Origin of the sequence: Pseudomonas coleopterorum, from assembly GCF_900105555.1 — a bacterium.
Taxonomy (GTDB): domain Bacteria; phylum Pseudomonadota; class Gammaproteobacteria; order Pseudomonadales; family Pseudomonadaceae; genus Aquipseudomonas; species Aquipseudomonas coleopterorum.
In genome coordinates, this window is sequence record NZ_FNTZ01000001.1 from 2,800,969 (window position 1) to 2,818,731 (window position 17,763).

Annotated in this window: 12 protein-coding genes; 9 read left to right on the plus strand and 3 right to left on the minus strand. The window is 63.7% G+C overall.

The annotated features are described in order from the left end of the window. The first annotated feature begins 67 nt into the window (after window positions 1–67). A complete protein-coding gene (gene rarD, locus BLV18_RS12455; RefSeq protein WP_090358913.1) occupies window positions 68–952 on the plus strand; it encodes an EamA family transporter RarD in 885 nt (294 codons plus the stop codon). Window positions 953–959: 7 nt separating this feature from the next. On the opposite strand, the gene BLV18_RS12460 is transcribed toward rarD, so the two are convergent. Further along, complete coding sequence (locus BLV18_RS12460; protein WP_090358915.1) at window positions 960–2,516, minus strand: TerC family protein; 1,557 nt, start codon at window positions 2,514–2,516, stop codon at window positions 960–962. 370 nt (window positions 2,517–2,886) lie between these two features. On the opposite strand from BLV18_RS12460, the gene mexE reads away from it, so the two are divergent. The 4 genes from mexE (at window position 2,887) to BLV18_RS12480 (ending at window position 9,427) form a co-directional block, all read left to right on the plus strand. Further along, entirely contained in the window at window positions 2,887–4,116 is a 1,230-nt protein-coding gene (gene mexE, locus BLV18_RS12465; protein WP_090358918.1) for a multidrug efflux RND transporter periplasmic adaptor subunit MexE, read from the plus strand. A 12-nt stretch (window positions 4,117–4,128) separates the two neighbouring features. Then, window positions 4,129–7,308 carry an efflux RND transporter permease subunit gene (locus BLV18_RS12470; protein ID WP_090358920.1) on the plus strand — a complete coding sequence of 1,060 codons (3,180 nt, stop codon included), beginning with the start codon at window positions 4,129–4,131 and terminating at the stop codon, window positions 7,306–7,308. Further along, a complete protein-coding gene (locus BLV18_RS12475; RefSeq protein WP_090358923.1) occupies window positions 7,305–8,717 on the plus strand; it encodes an efflux transporter outer membrane subunit in 1,413 nt (470 codons plus the stop codon). Before BLV18_RS12470 ends, BLV18_RS12475 begins: the two co-directional genes overlap by 4 nt. A 140-nt stretch (window positions 8,718–8,857) precedes the next feature. Beyond that, on the plus strand, window positions 8,858–9,427 hold the full coding sequence (locus BLV18_RS12480) for a GNAT family N-acetyltransferase (protein ID WP_090358926.1): 570 nt from the start codon (window positions 8,858–8,860) through the stop codon (window positions 9,425–9,427). A 206-nt stretch (window positions 9,428–9,633) separates the two neighbouring features. On the opposite strand, the gene BLV18_RS12485 is transcribed toward BLV18_RS12480, so the two are convergent. Continuing rightward, window positions 9,634–10,518: a LysR family transcriptional regulator gene (locus tag BLV18_RS12485; protein WP_090358928.1), complete on the minus strand. Its 885-nt coding sequence runs from the start codon at window positions 10,516–10,518 to the stop codon at window positions 9,634–9,636. A gap of 283 nt (window positions 10,519–10,801) precedes the next feature. Here BLV18_RS12485 and egtB point away from each other — a divergent pair, with 283 nt between their 5' ends. Both egtB and ligD read left to right on the plus strand, forming a co-directional pair. Then, on the plus strand, window positions 10,802–12,949 hold the full coding sequence (gene egtB, locus BLV18_RS12490) for an ergothioneine biosynthesis protein EgtB (protein ID WP_090358931.1): 2,148 nt from the start codon (window positions 10,802–10,804) through the stop codon (window positions 12,947–12,949). Window positions 12,950–12,982: 33 nt separating this feature from the next. After that, complete coding sequence (gene ligD / locus BLV18_RS12495) at window positions 12,983–15,571, plus strand: DNA ligase D (RefSeq protein ID WP_090358933.1); 2,589 nt, start codon at window positions 12,983–12,985, stop codon at window positions 15,569–15,571. A 5-nt stretch (window positions 15,572–15,576) separates the two neighbouring features. On the opposite strand, the gene uraH is transcribed toward ligD, so the two are convergent. After that, window positions 15,577–15,930: a hydroxyisourate hydrolase gene (uraH, locus tag BLV18_RS12500; protein WP_056842263.1), complete on the minus strand. Its 354-nt coding sequence runs from the start codon at window positions 15,928–15,930 to the stop codon at window positions 15,577–15,579. Between the two features lie 326 nt (window positions 15,931–16,256). Here uraH and puuE point away from each other — a divergent pair, with 326 nt between their 5' ends. Further along, complete coding sequence (gene puuE, locus BLV18_RS12505) at window positions 16,257–17,180, plus strand: allantoinase PuuE (RefSeq protein WP_090358935.1); 924 nt, start codon at window positions 16,257–16,259, stop codon at window positions 17,178–17,180. After that, complete coding sequence (gene uraD / locus BLV18_RS12510; protein WP_049859911.1) at window positions 17,177–17,692, plus strand: 2-oxo-4-hydroxy-4-carboxy-5-ureidoimidazoline decarboxylase; 516 nt, start codon at window positions 17,177–17,179, stop codon at window positions 17,690–17,692. Before puuE ends, uraD begins: the two co-directional genes overlap by 4 nt. The last annotated feature ends 71 nt before the right edge of the window (window positions 17,693–17,763 follow it).

The window sequence follows — 17,763 nt, forward strand, 5'->3', positions numbered from 1 at the left end:
TTGTACCCGGCTCGACCGCCTGAGATCATTGTCGGCTCAGTCAGGTTTTTTGCGTTTCGAGGCTCCCTTGTCCAAAGGCATCATCACATCCGTCACGGCGTCGACCTTGTTCGCCGTGATGTATTTCTATACCTCGTTGCTGGCGCCCCTGAGCGGCGAAGAGATGTTCGGCTGGCGCATGCTGCTGACCCTGCCCTGCGTGACCCTGTTCATGTGGCTCAGCGGCGATCTGCCGCTGATCGGCAAGGTCTGGCGTCGCATTGCCCAGCGCCCGGCACTGCTGCTCGGCTCGATCGGTACCTCGGCGCTGATGGGCGTGCAGCTGTGGCTGTTCCTCTGGGCACCGCTGCACGGGCGCAGCCTGGAAGTGTCGTTGGGGTATTTCCTGCTGCCGCTGACCATGGTGCTGACCGGGCGTCTGGTGTATGGCGAACAGCTCTCGCATCTGCAGAAACTGGCGGTGCTCTGCGCCGCCTGTGGTGTAGGCCACGAACTGTTCCAGCATGGCCGCTTCGCCTGGGAAACGCTGCTGGTGGCGGCCGGCTACCCGGTGTATTTCGTGCTGCGTCGGGCGTGCCGCAACGATCACCTGGGCGGGCTGTGGACGGACATGTGCCTGATGCTGCCAGCGGCGCTGTTGTTCATCGTACAGGGGCATCTGTCATCGGCGGATATGGACGCACGGCCGATGCTGTATGTGCTGATCCCGATTCTGGGAGTGATCAGCGCCTCGGCATTGATCTGTTACGTGATGGCCAGCCGCTTGCTGCCGTTCAGCCTGTTCGGGCTGCTCAGCTATGTGGAGCCGGTGTTGTTGGTGGGTGTGGCGCTGTTGCTGGGCGAGAGCATCGCGCCAGACCAGTGGCTGACCTACTTGCCGATCTGGCTGGCGGTGCTGGTGTTGATGTTCGAGGGGGCCAAGCATCTGGCCCGCTCGCGTCGCGCGGTGTGATACCGCGCTAGACGTCTACTGGCTGCTTGCGCAGGAGCACTTGCTTGACCCGACGTTCCTCGACCGTCAACACGGTCAGGGTCCATTGCTCCCAGTGCAGGGTATCGCCCTGTTTGGGCAAGCGGTCGAGCAGGCTCATGACCATGCCAGCCAGGGTCTGGTAGTCATTGGTCGGCGGCGCGTCGAAGCCTATGCGCGTCTGGATCTGCCTGAGGTCCAGTGCGGCGCTGACGCGATAGCCATCGTCCTGCTCGACGATGTCCGGCGCCTGCACTTCGCTGGCGTCGGGCAGCTCGCCCGCGATCGATTCGAGAATGTCGGTCATGGTCAGAATCCCGATGAACCCACCGAACTCGTTGACCACGAACGCGATGTGCGTGGACTGCGCGCGCATCTGCTCCAAGGCGTTGAGAATGCTGAAGCTTTCGAGCAGGTTGATCGGCTGGCGCGCCAGGCTGGCCAGGTCCGGTGCCTCACCGGCCAGCAGCTGCTTGAGCAGCTCTTTCTTGTGGACGAAGCCCAGCGGCTCGTCGACCTGACCCTGAGCGATCAATGGCAGGCGTGAGTAGGACGACTGCATCAGGGTCTGCTCGGTGACTTCCCGCGACGCGTCCAAATCCAGACAGTCGACCTGGGCACGCACGGTCATGATGCTGCGGATCGGCTTTTCGGCCAGGTTCAACACACCGCTGATCATCACCCGCTCGCGGCGGTCGAACAGCGCTTCGCTCGGCTCCTCGCCCACCAGATCCTCGATCTCCTCGTCCATGGCTTCGCTGGCCGGACGACGACCGCCGAGCAGGCGCAACACGGCGTGGGCGGTGCGCTCGCGCATCGGCCGGTCCTGGTGCTTGTGCTTGCGCCGTGCCCGCGCGATCTGGTTGAACACCTCGATCAGGATCGAGAAACCGATCGCGGCGTACAGGTAGCCCTTGGGAATGTGGAAGCCCAGGCCTTCGGCGGTCAGCGCGAAGCCGATCATCATCAGGAAGCCCAGGCACAGCATGATCACCGTCGGGTGGCTGTTGACGAAACGGGTCAACGGCTTGCTGGCGACGATCATCAGGCCGATGGAGAAGATCACCGCGATCATCATGATCGACAGTTCATCCACCATGCCCACGGCGGTGATGACCGCATCCAGGGAGAACACCGCATCGAGCACGACGATCTGCGCAACGATCGGCCAGAACAGCGCGTAGGTCTTGACCCCGGCCCGCTGCGCGACATGCCCTTCGAGCCTTTCGTGCAACTCCATGGTGGCCTTGAACAGCAGGAAGACACCGCCGAACAGCATGATCAGGTCACGCCCGGAGAACGTCTTGCCGAACACCTCGAACAGCGGCTCGGTCAGGGTCACCATCCAGGAAATACTGGCCAGCAGGCCCAGACGCATGATCAACGCCAGCGACAGACCGATCACCCGCGCGCGGTCGCGCTGATGGGGCGGCAGCTTGTCGGCGAGAATCGCGATGAAAACCAGGTTGTCGATACCCAGAACCAGTTCCAGGACGATCAGGGTCGCCAGGCCGAGCCAGGCCGTGGGGTCGGCTAGCCATTCCATGGAAGGTTACTCGTCAGGCAAGGGAAGGATGTTGCGGGAAGCGCGGGACTGCAAGGTTCCGGGAGGGGGTTCATAGAGGTCTTGAGTAGTTTCGGAATCTGATCCTACCGCTGCCAGAACAAATTCCTACAGTGGGAAAGTATTTCAAAGATTGTATATCTGTGCCGTCACCGCCGAAGCCGCCGTCGCGCTTCTATCGATGAGATCGATAGCAAGCTTAGTATCTACCTGAAAACCAAGCACTTTGTGCGGTGTTCATCATTCACGCTGATAGTTACCTTCGAACCATTCGATTCGTCGATGGTCGCGCCCGCGCCGCATCATCCGCCCCATCGTTAATGCTCCCTTAACTCAATTGGCGGATCTGCACATGCACCAGTCACTCACTCCGTTGCGTTTCCCGTTGGCGGCCCTTGCGCTGATGGTGATCAGCGCCTGCGGCAAAACGCCGGACGTTGCCCAGGCCCTGCCTGCTCCCAAGGTCACCGTGGCTCAGGTGCTGGAACAGCCGGTCAATGAATGGGACGAGTTCACCGGACGCCTCGAAGCGCCGGAAACCGTTGAAATCCGTCCACGCGTGTCGGGCCAGATTGACCAGGTAGCCTTCACCGAGGGCGCCCTGGTGAACAAGGGCGACCTGCTGTTCCAGATCGATCCGCGGCCGTTCCAGGCCGAAGTGCGGCGCCTGGAAGCGCAATTGCAACAGGCCCGCGCCAATTCCGTGCGCAGCGACAACGAAGCCCAGCGCGGTCAGCGCCTGCAGGCGAGCAACGCCATCTCCGCCGAGCTGGCCGAAACCCGCAGCAGCGCCGCGCAGGAATCGCACGCCGCGCTGGCCGGCATTCAGGCACAGCTGGACCTGGCCCGCCTGAACCTGAGCTTCACCCGCGTGACAGCGCCGATCAGCGGCCGCGTCAGCCGCGCCGAGATCACCGCCGGCAATATCGTCACCGCCGATGTGACGCCGCTGACCAGTGTGGTCTCCACCGACAAGGTGTACGCCTACTTCGACGCCGACGAGCGGGTGTACCTCAAGTACACCCAACTGGCCCGGCAAGGTCAGCGTGGCCAGACCACCCCGGTCTACCTGGGCCTCTCCAACGAGCCCGGCAACCCGCACCTGGGGCACATGAATTTCGTCGACAACCAGGTCAACCCCAAGACCGGCACCATCCGCGGTCGCGCGGTGTTCGACAACAAGGATGGCAGTTTCACCCCTGGTTTGTACGCCCGGCTGAAGCTGGTGGGCAGCGCCACCTACTCGGCCGTGCTGATCAAGGACGAAGCGGTAGGTACCGACCTGGGCAAGAAATTTGTGCTGGTGATGGACCCGGACAACAAGGCCGCCTACCGCAGCATCGAGCTGGGGCCCAAGTTGGAAGGCCTGCGCATCGTGCGCAGCGGCCTGAACAAGGGTGACCGCATCGTCATCAATGGCCTGCAGCGCGTCCGGCCCGGTGCCCAGGTCGATCCCGAGGTTGCCCAGATGGCCAGCCCCGCGACCCTCGCCGCCCTGGCCGAACAACGTCAGGCCCTGGAAGCCAGCAACACGCCCGCAACGCCGGTCAAGGTTGCCAGCGTTTCGACTCCACGCGGTTAAGGGATCACTGCGATGAACTTCTCTCAATTCTTCATCAAGCGGCCGATCTTCGCCGCCGTGCTGTCGCTGATCATTCTGATCGCCGGCGCCATCTCGCTGTTCCAGCTGCCGATCAGCGAGTACCCCGAAGTGGTGCCACCGACCGTGGTGGTGCGTGCCAGTTTCCCCGGTGCCAACCCCAAGGTCATCGGTGAAACGGTGGCCGCGCCTCTGGAGCAGGCCATCACCGGTGTGGAGAACATGCTGTACATGTCCTCGCAGTCCACCGCCGACGGCAAGCTGACCCTGACCCTGACCTTCGCTCTGGGCACCGACCTGGACAACGCCCAGGTGCAAGTGCAGAACCGTGTGACCCGCACTCAGCCAAAGCTGCCTGAAGAGGTGACCCGGATCGGCATCACCGTGGACAAGGCCTCGCCGGACCTGACCATGGTGGTCCACCTGACCTCCCCCGACCAGCGCTACGACATGCTCTACCTGTCCAACTATGCCACCTTGAACATCAAGGACGAACTGGCCAGGCTCAACGGCATCGGCGACGTGCAGCTGTTCGGCATGGGCGACTATTCGCTGCGGGTCTGGCTGGACCCGAACAAGACCGCGTCGCGCAACCTGACGGCCACCGACGTGGTCACCGCCATTCGCGAACAGAACCGCCAGGTCGCTGCCGGCCAACTGGGCGCCCCGCCTGCGCCCAATGCCAGCAGTTTCCAGCTGTCGGTCAACACCCAGGGTCGCCTGGTCACCGAGGAAGAGTTCGAGAACATCGTCGTGCGCGCCGCCGACGACGGTGAAATCACCCGCCTCAAGGACATCGCCCGGGTGGAGCTGGGCTCCAGCCAGTACGCGCTGCGCTCGCTGCTCAACAACCAGCCGGCAGTGGCCCTGCCGATCTTCCAGCGGCCCGGCTCCAATGCCATCGACGTGTCCAATCAGGTTCGGGCCAAGATGGCCGAACTGAAACAGTCGTTCCCTGAAGGCATGGACTACAGCATCGTCTACGACCCGACCATTTTCGTGCGCGGTTCGATCGAAGCGGTGGTGCATACCCTGTTCGAAGCGCTGATCCTGGTCGTGCTGGTGGTGATCCTGTTCCTGCAGACCTGGCGGGCGTCGATCATTCCGCTGGTGGCGGTACCGGTGTCGCTGATCGGCACCTTTGCGGTGATGCACATGTTCGGCTTCTCGCTCAACGCGCTGTCGCTGTTCGGTCTGGTGCTGGCCATCGGCATCGTGGTGGACGACGCCATCGTGGTGGTAGAGAACGTCGAGCGTAACATCGAGCTGGGCCTGGAACCGGTGGCCGCCACCGAGCGGGCCATGCGCGAGGTCACCGGGCCGATCATCGCCACGGCTCTGGTGTTGTGCGCGGTGTTCGTGCCGGCGGCGTTCATTTCCGGCCTCACCGGGCAGTTCTACAAGCAGTTCGCCCTGACCATCGCCATTTCCACGGTCATTTCGGCGTTCAACTCGCTGACCTTGTCGCCGGCACTGGCGGCGGTGCTGCTCAAGGGGCACGACGCGCCCAAGGACCGGTTCTCCCGGTTCCTCGACAGGCTGCTGGGTGGCTGGCTGTTCCGGCCCTTCAACCGCTTCTTCGAAAAGGCCAGCCATGGCTATGTCGGCACCGTCGCACGGGTGATCCGCAGCAGCGGTATCGCCATGCTGCTGTACGCAGGCTTCATGGTGCTGACCTGGTTCGGTTTCGCCAACACGCCGACCGGCTTCGTACCTTCGCAGGACAAGCAGTACCTGGTCGCCTTCGCCCAGTTGCCGGACGCCGCCAGCCTGGACCGCACCGAAGATGTGATTAAGCGCATGTCGGACATCGCCTTGAAGCAGCCCGGCGTGGAGAACGCCATCGCCTTCCCGGGGCTGTCGATCAACGGCTTCACCAACAGCCCCAACAACGGCATCGTCTTCGTCGCGCTCAAGGACTTCGATCAGCGCAAGGACGCCAGCCTGTCGGCCAACGCCATCGCCGCCGAGCTCAACGGCAAGTTCGCCGGTATCCAGGACGCCTACATGGCGATCTTCCCACCGCCACCGGTGATGGGCCTGGGCACCATCGGCGGCTTCCGCCTGCAGATCGAAGACCGCGGCAACCTGGGCTATGACGAGTTGTACAAGCAGACCCAGAACATCATCGCCAAGAGTCGCAGCGTGCCGGAGCTGGCCGGGCTGTTCACCAGCTACACGGTGAACGTGCCTCAGGTGGATGCAGCGATCGACCGGGAAAAGGCCAAGACGCACGGCGTGGCCATCAGCGATATCTTCGACACCTTGCAGGTGTACCTGGGTTCGCTGTACGCCAACGACTTCAACCGCTTCGGGCGCACCTATCAGGTCAACGTCCAGGCCGAGCAGCAGTTCCGCCTGGAAGCCGAGCAGATCGGCCAGCTCAAGGTGCGCAACGATCGGGGCGAGATGATCCCGCTGGCGACCTTCATCAAGGTCAGCGACACCGCCGGCCCGGACCGGGTGATGCATTACAACGGTTTCGTCACGGCCGAGATCAACGGTGCCGCAGCGCCGGGCTACAGCTCGGGCCAGGCCCAGGCGGCGGTGGAGAAGCTGCTCAAGGAAGAGTTGCCCAACGGCATGGCCTATGAATGGACCGAGCTGACCTACCAGCAGATTCTGGCGGGCAACACTGCGCTGTTCGTGTTCCCGCTGTGCGTGCTGCTGGCCTTCCTGGTGCTGGCCGCACAGTACGAAAGCTGGAGCCTGCCGCTGGCGGTGATCCTGATCGTGCCCATGACCCTGCTCTCGGCGATTGCCGGGGTGATGATCGCGGGCAGCGACAACAACATCTTCACCCAGATCGGCTTGATCGTGCTGGTCGGGCTGGCGTGCAAGAACGCCATTCTGATCGTCGAGTTCGCCAAGGACAAACAGGAGGAAGGTCTGGATCCGCTGGCCGCGGTACTGGAAGCGTGCCGCTTGCGGCTGCGGCCGATCCTGATGACTTCGTTCGCCTTCATCATGGGCGTGGTGCCCCTGGTGCTGTCGTCCGGCGCCGGCGCCGAGATGCGTCATGCCATGGGCGTGGCGGTGTTCTCCGGCATGCTGGGGGTGACCTTCTTCGGCTTGCTGCTGACACCGGTGTTCTTCGTTCTGATCCGTCGCCATGTCGAGCGTCGCGAGGCCCGCAAGGCGGATCGTGCGCTCACGCCTGAGGTACAACCATGAGTCATTTGAAACCCCTACTGCCCAGCTTGCTGGTGCTGGCTTTGGCCGCTTGCGCGGTGGGCCCGGACTATCGCGCGCCGCAGGATCTGCAGGCGAGCGTGGCAGCGGCCCAGGACACTCGCTACTACCGCGCCGAGCCGTTCGATGCGGTGTGGTGGCAGCAATTCGACGACCCGACGCTCAACCGTTTGGTCAACGAATCGCTGCAGGGCAACCGCGAGCTGCGGGTGGCCTTCGCCCGCCTCAAGGCGGCTCGGGCCATCCGCGACGACGTGGCCAACGATCGCTTCCCGGTGGTGACCAGCCGCGCCAGCAGCGAGATCGGCAAGAGCCAGATTCCCGGCCAGACCAGCGATCGGGTCAATACCGAGCGCTACGACCTGGGCCTGGACATGGCCTGGGAAATCGACCTGTTCGGGCGCATCCAGCGGCAGTTGGAGGTCAGTGACGCGCAGCAAGGCGAAGCGGCGGCCGACCTCCAGCAGTTGCAGGTCACCCTGATCGCCGACCTGGTGGATGCCTACGGGCAACTGCGCGGCGCGCAACTGCGCGAGAAGATCGCCCTGGCCAACCTGAAGAACCAGCAGGATTCGCGGGGTATCACCCGCAGCCTGCAGGAAGCCGGTGTGGGCAATCAACTGGACGTGGTCCGGGCCGATGCGCGGCTCGCGGCCGTCGAGGCGACCGTGCCGCAGTTGCAGGCCGAACAGGTGCGTGCGCGCAACCGCATCGCTACCCTGCTCGGCCAGCGGCCGGACCAATTGAGTGTGGACCTGAGCCCTGCGCAGTTGCCGGCCATTGCCAAGGCCTTGCCGATCGGCGATCCGACCCAATTGCTGCGGCGCCGACCGGACATCCGCAGTGCCGAACGGCGACTGGCCGCCTCCACCGCGCAGATCGGCGTGGCCACGGCCGATCTGTTCCCCCGGGTCAGCCTCAGTGGGTTCCTGGGCTTCACGGCGGCACGCGGTTCGCAGATCGGCTCGTCCGCGGCCAATGCTTGGGGACTGGGGCCAAGCATCACTTGGGCCGCGTTCGACCTGGGCAGCGTGAGGGCGCAGATCCGTGCAGCCAACGCCGATGCCGAAGGCGCGCTGGCCAGCTATGAACAGGATGTGTTGCTGGCGCTGGAAGAGTCGGAAAATGCCTTCAGTGACTACGGCAAACGCCAGCAGCGCGTGCAGGCCTTGATGCGCCAGAGCGAGTCGAGTCGCGCGGCGGCAGCGCTGGCCTCGATCCAGTACCGCGAGGGCACGGCGGATTACCTGGTGCTGCTCGATGCCGAGCGTGAACGCTTGAGCGCCGAGGACGCCCAGGCCCAGGGTGAAACCGAGTTGTATCGCGGCATCGTTGCGATCTACAAGGCCTTGGGCGGCGGCTGGCAGCCCGATACGCTGGCACAGCGGTAGCCATCAGCGCCAGTGCTGCGGCTGCAAAGCCTGCGGCGGATGGTAGGATAGGTACCGTCCCGGCCACTCGGGGCGGTTGCCGGGCGTGCGTGCCAGGCGACCGTCTTCGACAGCCGATCCCGATCCGCAGCGAGCGCCCCATGATCACCATTCGCCCCATGACCTCTTCCGATTTCGACCGTTTCTGGCCCACCTTCGACGCGGTGGTTCAGGGCCAGCAGACGTACGCCTACGATCCGGCCATGGACCGCGAAGCCGCCGAACACACCTGGTTGAAGGTGCCCCTGCACACTTTCGTTGCCGAAGATGAACAGGGTCAGTTGCTCGGCAGTTACTACCTCAAGGCCAACGCGGCGGGTCCCGGCAACCACGTGTGCAACTGCGGCTACATGGTCAGCGAAGCGGCGGGCGGTCGAGGCGTGGCGCGGCTGATGTGCGAGCACTCGCAGCAGGTGGCGCGCGACAGCGGTTTTCTGGCCATGCAGTTCAATTCGGTGGTGGCCAGTAACGAAGTGGCGGTGGCCTTGTGGCACAAGCTGGGTTTCGAGACCGTGGGGCGCCTGCCGCGCGCCTATCGGCATGCTCACCTGGGGCTGGTCGATTGCCTGGTGATGTACAAGTGGCTGGCCGAAGAGCCCGCAGCGCCGACTCGATTGATCGGGCGCAAGAACATCGAGTCGGTGGTGTCCCGGCCGCGGCGCAGAAGCTGAATCGTTACTTGCATCACGGAAGTCGATGATCGCTATCGAAAAACGGAATTTTTCCTGAGCGGGCGGGATCAGCACTATAGGTCCCATTATTTCCCCTAGGATTTGTACCAATGAATATCAACCTGACCCTGTGCTGCATGATCGTCGTTTCGTTCGGAATTGCGCTGAGCCACGTTTGAGTGCTACTCGCACTCGGCGGGCCATGCTCAGAGATTGCTCAAATGTTCGCGCAGGAAGTCGACCAGGACCTGCACCGGTCGTGACGTCTGCCGATGCTGCGGATACACGGCCGAGAGCGCCAAAGGCTCGGTAACGAACTCATCCAGTACGGTTTGCAGTTGCCCTGACGCCAGTGCGTGTTGAACGATGAATCGAGGCAGGTAGGCGATTCCCATGCCGGCCACTGCTGCCTCGCACAACAACTCGCCGTTGTTGGCGCGCATGCGCCCGCTCACACCGATCACCAGCGGTTTGCCCCCCACTTCGAAGCGCCATTGCACCTGGCGCGCGTGGCCGTAGGGCAGACAGTCATGGGTGGTCAGTTCCTGGGGCGTGGTGGGTCGGCCACGTGTAGCCAGATAGTCCGGGCTTGCGCAGTACACGCGGGCGATGGAGGCGATGCGCCGGGCGACCAGCGACGAGTCTTCCAGCGTGCCGATGCGCAGGACCAGATCGTAGCCTTCGCCGAGCAGGTCGACGGGGCGATCGCTGAGGTCGATTTCGACCTGGACCTGAGGGTAGCGTTGCAGGAATCGGGGCATGAGCGTGCTCAATTGCGCCATGGCGAAGGACAGTGGCGCACTCACCCGCAACGTGCCGCGGGGTTCGGCGGCCTGGCCAGCGATGACCTGTTCGACCTGTTCCACTTCAGCCAGCAGACGCACGGCAGAGTCGTAATAGCTCTGGCCCAGGGCGGTGACATCCAGGCGGCGCGTGGAGCGATTGAGCAGGCGTGCGCCCAGGCGGTTTTCCAGCTGCATCAAGCGGCGACTGATGTATTGCTTGGAAACCCCCAATTGCTCGGCGGCGGCCGTGAAGCTGTGCGAGTCCAGCACCTGAACGAAAAGCCGCATGTCTTCGAACGCGTTCATCGTCACTCCTCGGTTGACAATGCATTGTGGGTCAGGCGCTGTGCCCATACAACTGCGGTGCTCCCGGACGCCGTAAGCCTGGAAGAACGAGCGAGATAAAGGGTGACATATCGCATCGAGCGCAAGGATTTCGATCAGCGGGCGAACCTGCTCCCGGTTGCACAGTCACACCCTTTAGTCCGGCGCTGAAGCCCACCGTCGGTCGTGCGGAAAGCGATAGAAAAGCGCTTCTGCCCCCGTTTCCCACCGTCACCCTCGACGGAGCCGTCGGAGCAGCCTCTTGATGAACAGTCTTTCCCGGCAGGCCGTGCCTGTTACCCCTACGCACGACCTGCTGCAGCGCTTCCAGCAGGTACGCCGCCACAGCGAACACCTGGCCAGTCCGCTCAGCGCCGAAGACATGGGCGCGCAGTCGATGCCCGACGCGAGCCCGGCCAAATGGCACCTGGCCCACACCAGCTGGTTCTTCGAAACCTTCCTGCTCGCTGAACAAGTGCCGCACTACACCCCGTTCGACCCGGATTTCTGCTACCTCTTCAATTCCTACTACGAAGCAGTCGGCCCGCGCCAGCCGCGTCCTCAGCGCGGTTTGATGACGCGTCCGGGACTGGACCGCGTGCTGGCCTATCGCGCGCATGTCGATCGGCACATGGAAGCCCTGCTCAGCGGCGATCTGGACACTGAAGCCCAATCGCTCATCGAATTGGGTCTGTCCCACGAGCAACAGCATCAGGAGCTGTTGCTGATGGATATCCTGCACCTGTTCAGCGTCTCGGCGCTCAAGCCGGCGTACGACCCGGCCTGGCCAGCCGACACGTCCGGTCGCCGGGGCCGCTTCATTGGCCAGGCCGGCGGTCTGGTCGAGATCGGCCATGACGGTCACGGCTTCGCCTTCGACAACGAGGGCCCGCGACACAAAGTGTTCGCCCAGGCCTTCGAAATCGCCGACCGTCTGGTCACCAACGGTGAATGGCTGGAATTCATCGAAGCCGGCGGCTACACCCAGGCCGGCCTGTGGCTGGCCGACGGTTGGGCCACGGTTCAGGCCGAAGGCTGGTATGCCCCGTTCTACTGGCAGCAGGACCGCGCCGGTGCCTGGCACGAGATGAGCCTGCGCGGGCTGCAACCGCTGCAACTCGACGGACCCGTGGTGCACATCAGCTACTACGAAGCGGCTGCCTTCGCGCAATGGGCCGGCGCACGCCTGCCCACCGAAGCGGAATGGGAAATCGCCGCTGGCAGTGGACACCTGCAGCAACTCGACGATGTAGCCTGGCAGTGGACGCAGAGCGCCTACAGTGCCTACCCCGGCTTCCAGCCTGCGGTCAGCGCGGTCGGTGAATACAACGGCAAGTTCATGATCAACCAGATGGTGTTGCGTGGCGGCGCCAGTATCACCCCGGTCGGACACACCCGCCCCACCTACCGCAACTTCTTCGGCCCCGGCTGCCGCTGGATGTTCTCCGGCGTGCGTCTGGCGCGCGACGTGTCGCCCTACAGCACCCGCAACGACGGCAGCGATGAGTTCGCCCGCGATGTGATCACCGGACTGTCGGCAGCGCAGAAATCCATCTCGCCGAAGTACTTCTACGATGCCGAGGGCTCGCAGCTGTTCGAAGCCATCTGCACCCTGCCCGAGTACTACCCGACCCGCGCCGAAACGGCGCTGCTGACCGAGATCGCGCCGCAGTTGGCCGAGTGGGTCGCCGACGATGCGGCGCTGGTGGAGTTCGGTGCCGGCGCCTGCGACAAGGTGCGTCTGTTGCTGGATGCGGTGCCGCAGATTGGGCTGTACGTGCCCATCGACATCTGCAGCAATGCGCTGGAAAGCGCGAGCGCCCGGCTGCGCCAACGCTACCCTGCCCTGCGCATCGCACCGCTGGTGGACGATTTTACCCGTGCCCTGCACCTGCCGGCCGAGACTCAGGGTCATCCGCGCGTGGGCTTCTTTCCGGGCTCGACGCTGGGCAATTTCACCCGTCCGCAGGCCGTACGCTTCCTGCGTTCGGCGCGCGAGCTGCTTGGGCCCGATGCGCGCTTCATCATCGGCGTGGACATGGTCAAGGATGCGGCCACCCTGGAAGCCGCCTATGACGACGCGGCCGGAGTTACCGCACGCTTCAACAAGAACCTGCTGACGCGCATGAACCGCGAACTCGACGGCGATTTCGACGAGGCGGCATTCGACCACCTGGCGCTGTGGAACCCCGAGTACGAGCGGATCGAAATGCACCTGGTCAGCCAGAAAGCCCAACAGGTCCGGGTGGCCGGTCGCACCTTCGCGTTCAAACCCGGAGAACGGCTGCACACCGAGAACTCGCACAAGTTCACCGTGCAGTCCTTCACCGAACTGGCGGCTGCGGCCGGCTGGGACGTCAGCCATCAATGGATAGGCGAAGCCCCGCAGGTCGCGCTGTTCTGCCTGCGCTGACCCATCGGCAGCGCATCATGAGTGAGGAACACCATGACTAAGGCTCTGGAGGAGTACAACCGCAAGCGTGACTTCGACGCCACCCCGGAGCCTTCCGGCGCCGGGCGCAGTGGCAAACGCGGCAAGGCGGCGCGGGCATTGCAGTTCTGCATTCAGAAACACGATGCCAGCCACCTGCACTACGACTTTCGCCTGGAACTGGACGGCACGCTCAAGAGCTGGGCAGTGCCCAAGGGACCGTCACTGGACCCCAAGGCTCGGCGCCTGGCGGTGCATGTCGAAGACCATCCGCTGGACTACGCCAGCTTCGAGGGCAACATTCCCGACGGGCACTACGGTGCCGGTGACGTGATCGTCTGGGACCGCGGGACCTGGATTCCCGAAGGCGATCCTCACCAGGCCTATGAGAACGGCAAGCTCAAGTTCGTCCTGCAGGGCGAGAAGCTGGGCGGCACCTGGAATCTGGTCAAGACCCACATGCCTGGCAAACGCGAGCAGTGGTTTCTGATCAAATCCAAGGACGCTGCGGCACGCCCATTGGCCGAGTACGACGTGCTCGTCGCCGAACCCGACAGCGTCATCAGCGAACGCACCCTGGTGTCGCGCAAGCGCACCACCAAAGCAGCCGCGAAACCGGTGACCAAACCTGCAGCCAAAGCCACGTCCAAAAGCTCCAAAAGCAAAACTATCCAGCTGGAAGGCGCCAAGGCGGCCGCCTTGCCCGCCAGCCTCAAACCCGAATTGGCCACACTGGTGGACTCTGCACCCGAAGGCGACTGGCGCTACGAGATCAAGTTCGACGGCTACCGCATCGTCGCTCGCATCGACGGCGATCAGGTCAACCTCTTCACCCGCAACGGCCACGACTGGACAGCGAAGCTGCCGCGCCAGGCCCAGGCGCTCGCTGCCCTGGGCTTACAGTCGGCATGGCTGGATGGCGAAGTGGTGGTCGCCAACGAGCGCGGGGTGCCGGACTTCCAGGCCTTGCAGAACGCATTCGAGAACGAGCGCAGCGGTGACATCGTTTTCTACCTGTTCGACCTGCCCTACCTCAACGGTATGGACCTGCGCGCCGTGCCTCTGGAGCAGCGTCGCAGTGCCTTGGCCAAGGTGCTGGAAACCAACACGGACGACGCGCTGAAGTGCTCCGACGACCTTGCCGGATCAGCTGACTCGTTGCTCGAAAGCGCTTGCCAGATGGATATGGAAGGCCTGATCGGCAAGCGTGTCGGCAGCCCTTATGTGTCGCGGCGCAGCAGCGACTGGATCAAGCTCAAATGCAAGCGCCGCCAGGAGTTCGTCATCGTCGGCTACACCGAGCCCAAGGGCAGCCGCAGCGCGTTCGGCGCCCTGTTGCTGGGCTTGCACGATGCCGACAGCGGCGAGTTGCGATTCGCCGGCAAGGTCGGCACCGGCTTCAGCGAAACCACGTTGCGCACCCTGCTCGCGCAGTTGCAGGGGTTGGAGACCGCCCGCCCGGCGCTCGTCAATCCTCCTACGGGCGCTCAAGCCCGTGGCGTACATTGGCTCGAGCCCACGCTGTTGGCGGAAGTGGCCTATGCCGAAATGACCCGCGACGGCGCCGTCCGCCACGCCGTTTTCCATGGCTTGCGCACTGACAAGCCCGCCAAGGAGATCACCCCCGAAATGCCAGCGGCCAAATCCGGTACGTCCGCCAAATCGGCAAGCAAGTCAGAACGGAAGCCGCGCAAGGCAGCCAGCAAGGCCGACGACGCCGACCTGGTCGGGCAGGTGCGCATCACGCACCCCGAGCGGGTCATCGATGCCACCAGCGGCACCACCAAGATGCAGCTGGCCGAATACTACGGGCGCATCGCTCCCTGGTTGCTGCCACACCTCAAGCAACGCCCCGTGGCGTTGGTGCGGGCACCCGACGGCGTGGGTGGCGAGCTGTTCTTCCAGAAGCACGCCGGCCACCTGGCGATCCCGCACATTCTCACCTTCGACAAGGACGAGGCGGGTCAGGCCGCGATGGTCATCAACGATGGTCAGGCACTGCTGGGCGCGGTGCAGATGGGCACCGTGGAACTGCACACCTGGAACGCGACCGCGAAGGATTTCGAACATCCCGACCGCTTCGTACTCGACCTGGACCCGGACCCTAGCTTGCCTTGGAAAAGCATGGTCGAAGCCACTCAACTGACTCAGACCCTGCTCGACGAACTGGGCCTTGCATCGTTCCTCAAGACCAGTGGTGGCAAGGGCATGCATGTGGTGGTACCGATCACGCGCAAGCTGGGCTGGGATGAGGTCAAGGCATTCAGCCGCGCCGTGGTGGAACACATGGCCAAACTGATGCCGGAACGCTTCACGGCCGTCTCGGGGCCGAAAAACCGGGTCGGCCGGATTTTCATCGATTACCTGCGCAACGGTCTGGGCGCAACCACGGCCTGCGCCTACGCGGCGCGAGCGCGGGATGGGTTGCCGGTCTCGGTGCCGGTCACCCGGGAGGAAGTGGCGCAGATCAAGGGCGGCGACCAGTGGGACATCGACAGCGTACTCGAACGCCTGGCGGAGCTTGAAAACGATCCCTGGGCCGATTTCTTCAGCACCCGCCAAAGCATCACCGTCGCTATGCGCAAGAAGCTCGGGCTCAAATGAACCCATCAACTGCCGCGGTAGGTGGAGTAGCTGTACGGTGACAGCAACAGGGGCACATGGTAGTGCTCCTGAGTTGCATCGATGCCGAACCGCAGGACGATCTCGTCGAGAAACGCCGGCGCCGTGGTGACGGTACCGCGGCTGCGATAGTAGTCACCTGCACCGAAGTGCAGCTGATACACACCCGAACGGTAGTGCTCACCCTCCAGCAGCGGCACATCGCAACGCCCGTCGGAATTGGTCACGGCCGTTACCAGCAGTTCCAGCTGTTCGCCGTCGACGCGGTACAGACGCACTCGAATGCCGTTACCGGGACACCCATGTGCGGCGTCCAAAACGTGTGTGGTCAAGCGTCCCATGGTTGATTTCACCTGTTCAGGGGGCACGCCAACGGCGCACCGTGATGGAGCGCAAGCGTGCGGTACGCGCCGCAATGGGGCGTGGCACCTGACACCTTGCAAAAACAAAAGCCGCAAAACACGCGTCGATGCAGATTGCTGACCGATTGGGCAGGTTCTTTGCAAGAGCCTGCATCATCGCGTTTGCAAGGATACGGCCATCCAACGGCCCGAGACTCGAGCTTACAAATTGTCCATACCGTTGTATACAATCGATTCAAGCCTGAAAACGCCTTCCCATGGCGCCTTTTCGAGCGCGTTCTGCCACGTATAAAAGGAAATCTTCGGTGAGCCTCGACTACCCCCGCGACCTGATCGGCTACGGTGACCAACCGCCCCATCCGCACTGGCCGGGCAATGCCCGTATCGCCGTGTCGTTCGTCCTCAACTATGAAGAAGGCGGCGAGCGCAACGTGCTGCACGGCGACAGCGAGTCCGAGGCTTTCCTGTCGGAGATGGTTGCGGCGCAGCCGTTGCAGGGCCAGCGCAACATGAGCATGGAATCGCTGTACGAGTACGGCAGCCGTGCTGGCGTGTGGCGCATTCTCAGGCTGTTTCGCCAAGCCGGGATCCCCTTGACGGTCTTCGCGGTGGCCATGGCCGCGCAGCGACACCCCGAGGCGATCCGCGCCATGGTCGCCGACGGCCACGAAATCTGCAGCCATGGCTACCGCTGGATCGACTATCAGAACGTCGATGAAGCGGTGGAACGCGAGCACCTGCTCGACGCCATCCGCATCCTCACCGACATCATCGGCCAGCGGCCGCTGGGCTGGTACACCGGACGCACCGGGCCCAATACCCGTCGCCTGGTGATGGAGGAAGGCGGCTTCCTCTACGACAGCGACGCCTACGACGATGACCTGCCCTACTGGCAACCCGGCGCGGATCGCCCCCACCTGGTGATCCCTTACACCCTGGACACCAACGACATGCGCTTCACCCAGGTGCAGGGCTTCAACAAGGGCGACGATTTCTTCGACTACCTCAAGGACGCGTTCGACGTGCTGTACGCCGAAGGCGCGGAGGCGCCCAAGATGCTTTCCATCGGCCTGCATTGCCGACTCATCGGCCGACCCGGACGTCTGGCGTCGCTCAAGCGTTTCATCGACTACGTCCAGGGCCACGAGCAGGTCTGGTTAGCGCGCCGGGTCGATATCGCCAGGCACTGGCAGCAGGTTCATCCTTTCCCAGGCAGCCCGCGCCCATGAGCCACTTTCGTACCCTGCAGCCTTCCCAACTCAACCGCGCCGAGTTCGTCGCAGCACTGGGCGACATCTACGAGCACTCGCCGTGGGTGGCCGAACAGGCATTCGAGCGACTGTCGCCGCAACAGCGCGATGACATCGAGGCGGTGCATGCCTGCATGAGCCAGGTGGTGGCCGACGCCGACCGCACCACCCTGCTGGCATTGATCAATGCCCACCCCGACCTGGCCGGCAAGGCCGCAGTGCAGGGTGAGCTCACCGCAGCGAGCACTCAGGAGCAGGCCGGCGCCGGCATCAGTCAGTGCACGCCCGACGAGTTCCAGCGCTTTACCCGGCTCAACGATGCGTATCGGGCGCGCTTTGGATTCCCTTTCATCATGGCGGTCAAGGGCAGCGATCGAAGGCAGATACTGGCGGCGTTCGAAACGCGGATCGATCATTCCCCCGAAGACGAATTCGCCTGCGCCCTGCGCGAGATCGACAAGATTGCCCTGTTTCGCCTGCAAGCCCTGTAACCCCATAGCCCCGCCGCCGCACCCGCGGTGACGGACAGACTGATCATCAACCCTCGTTCAAGGCAGATCCG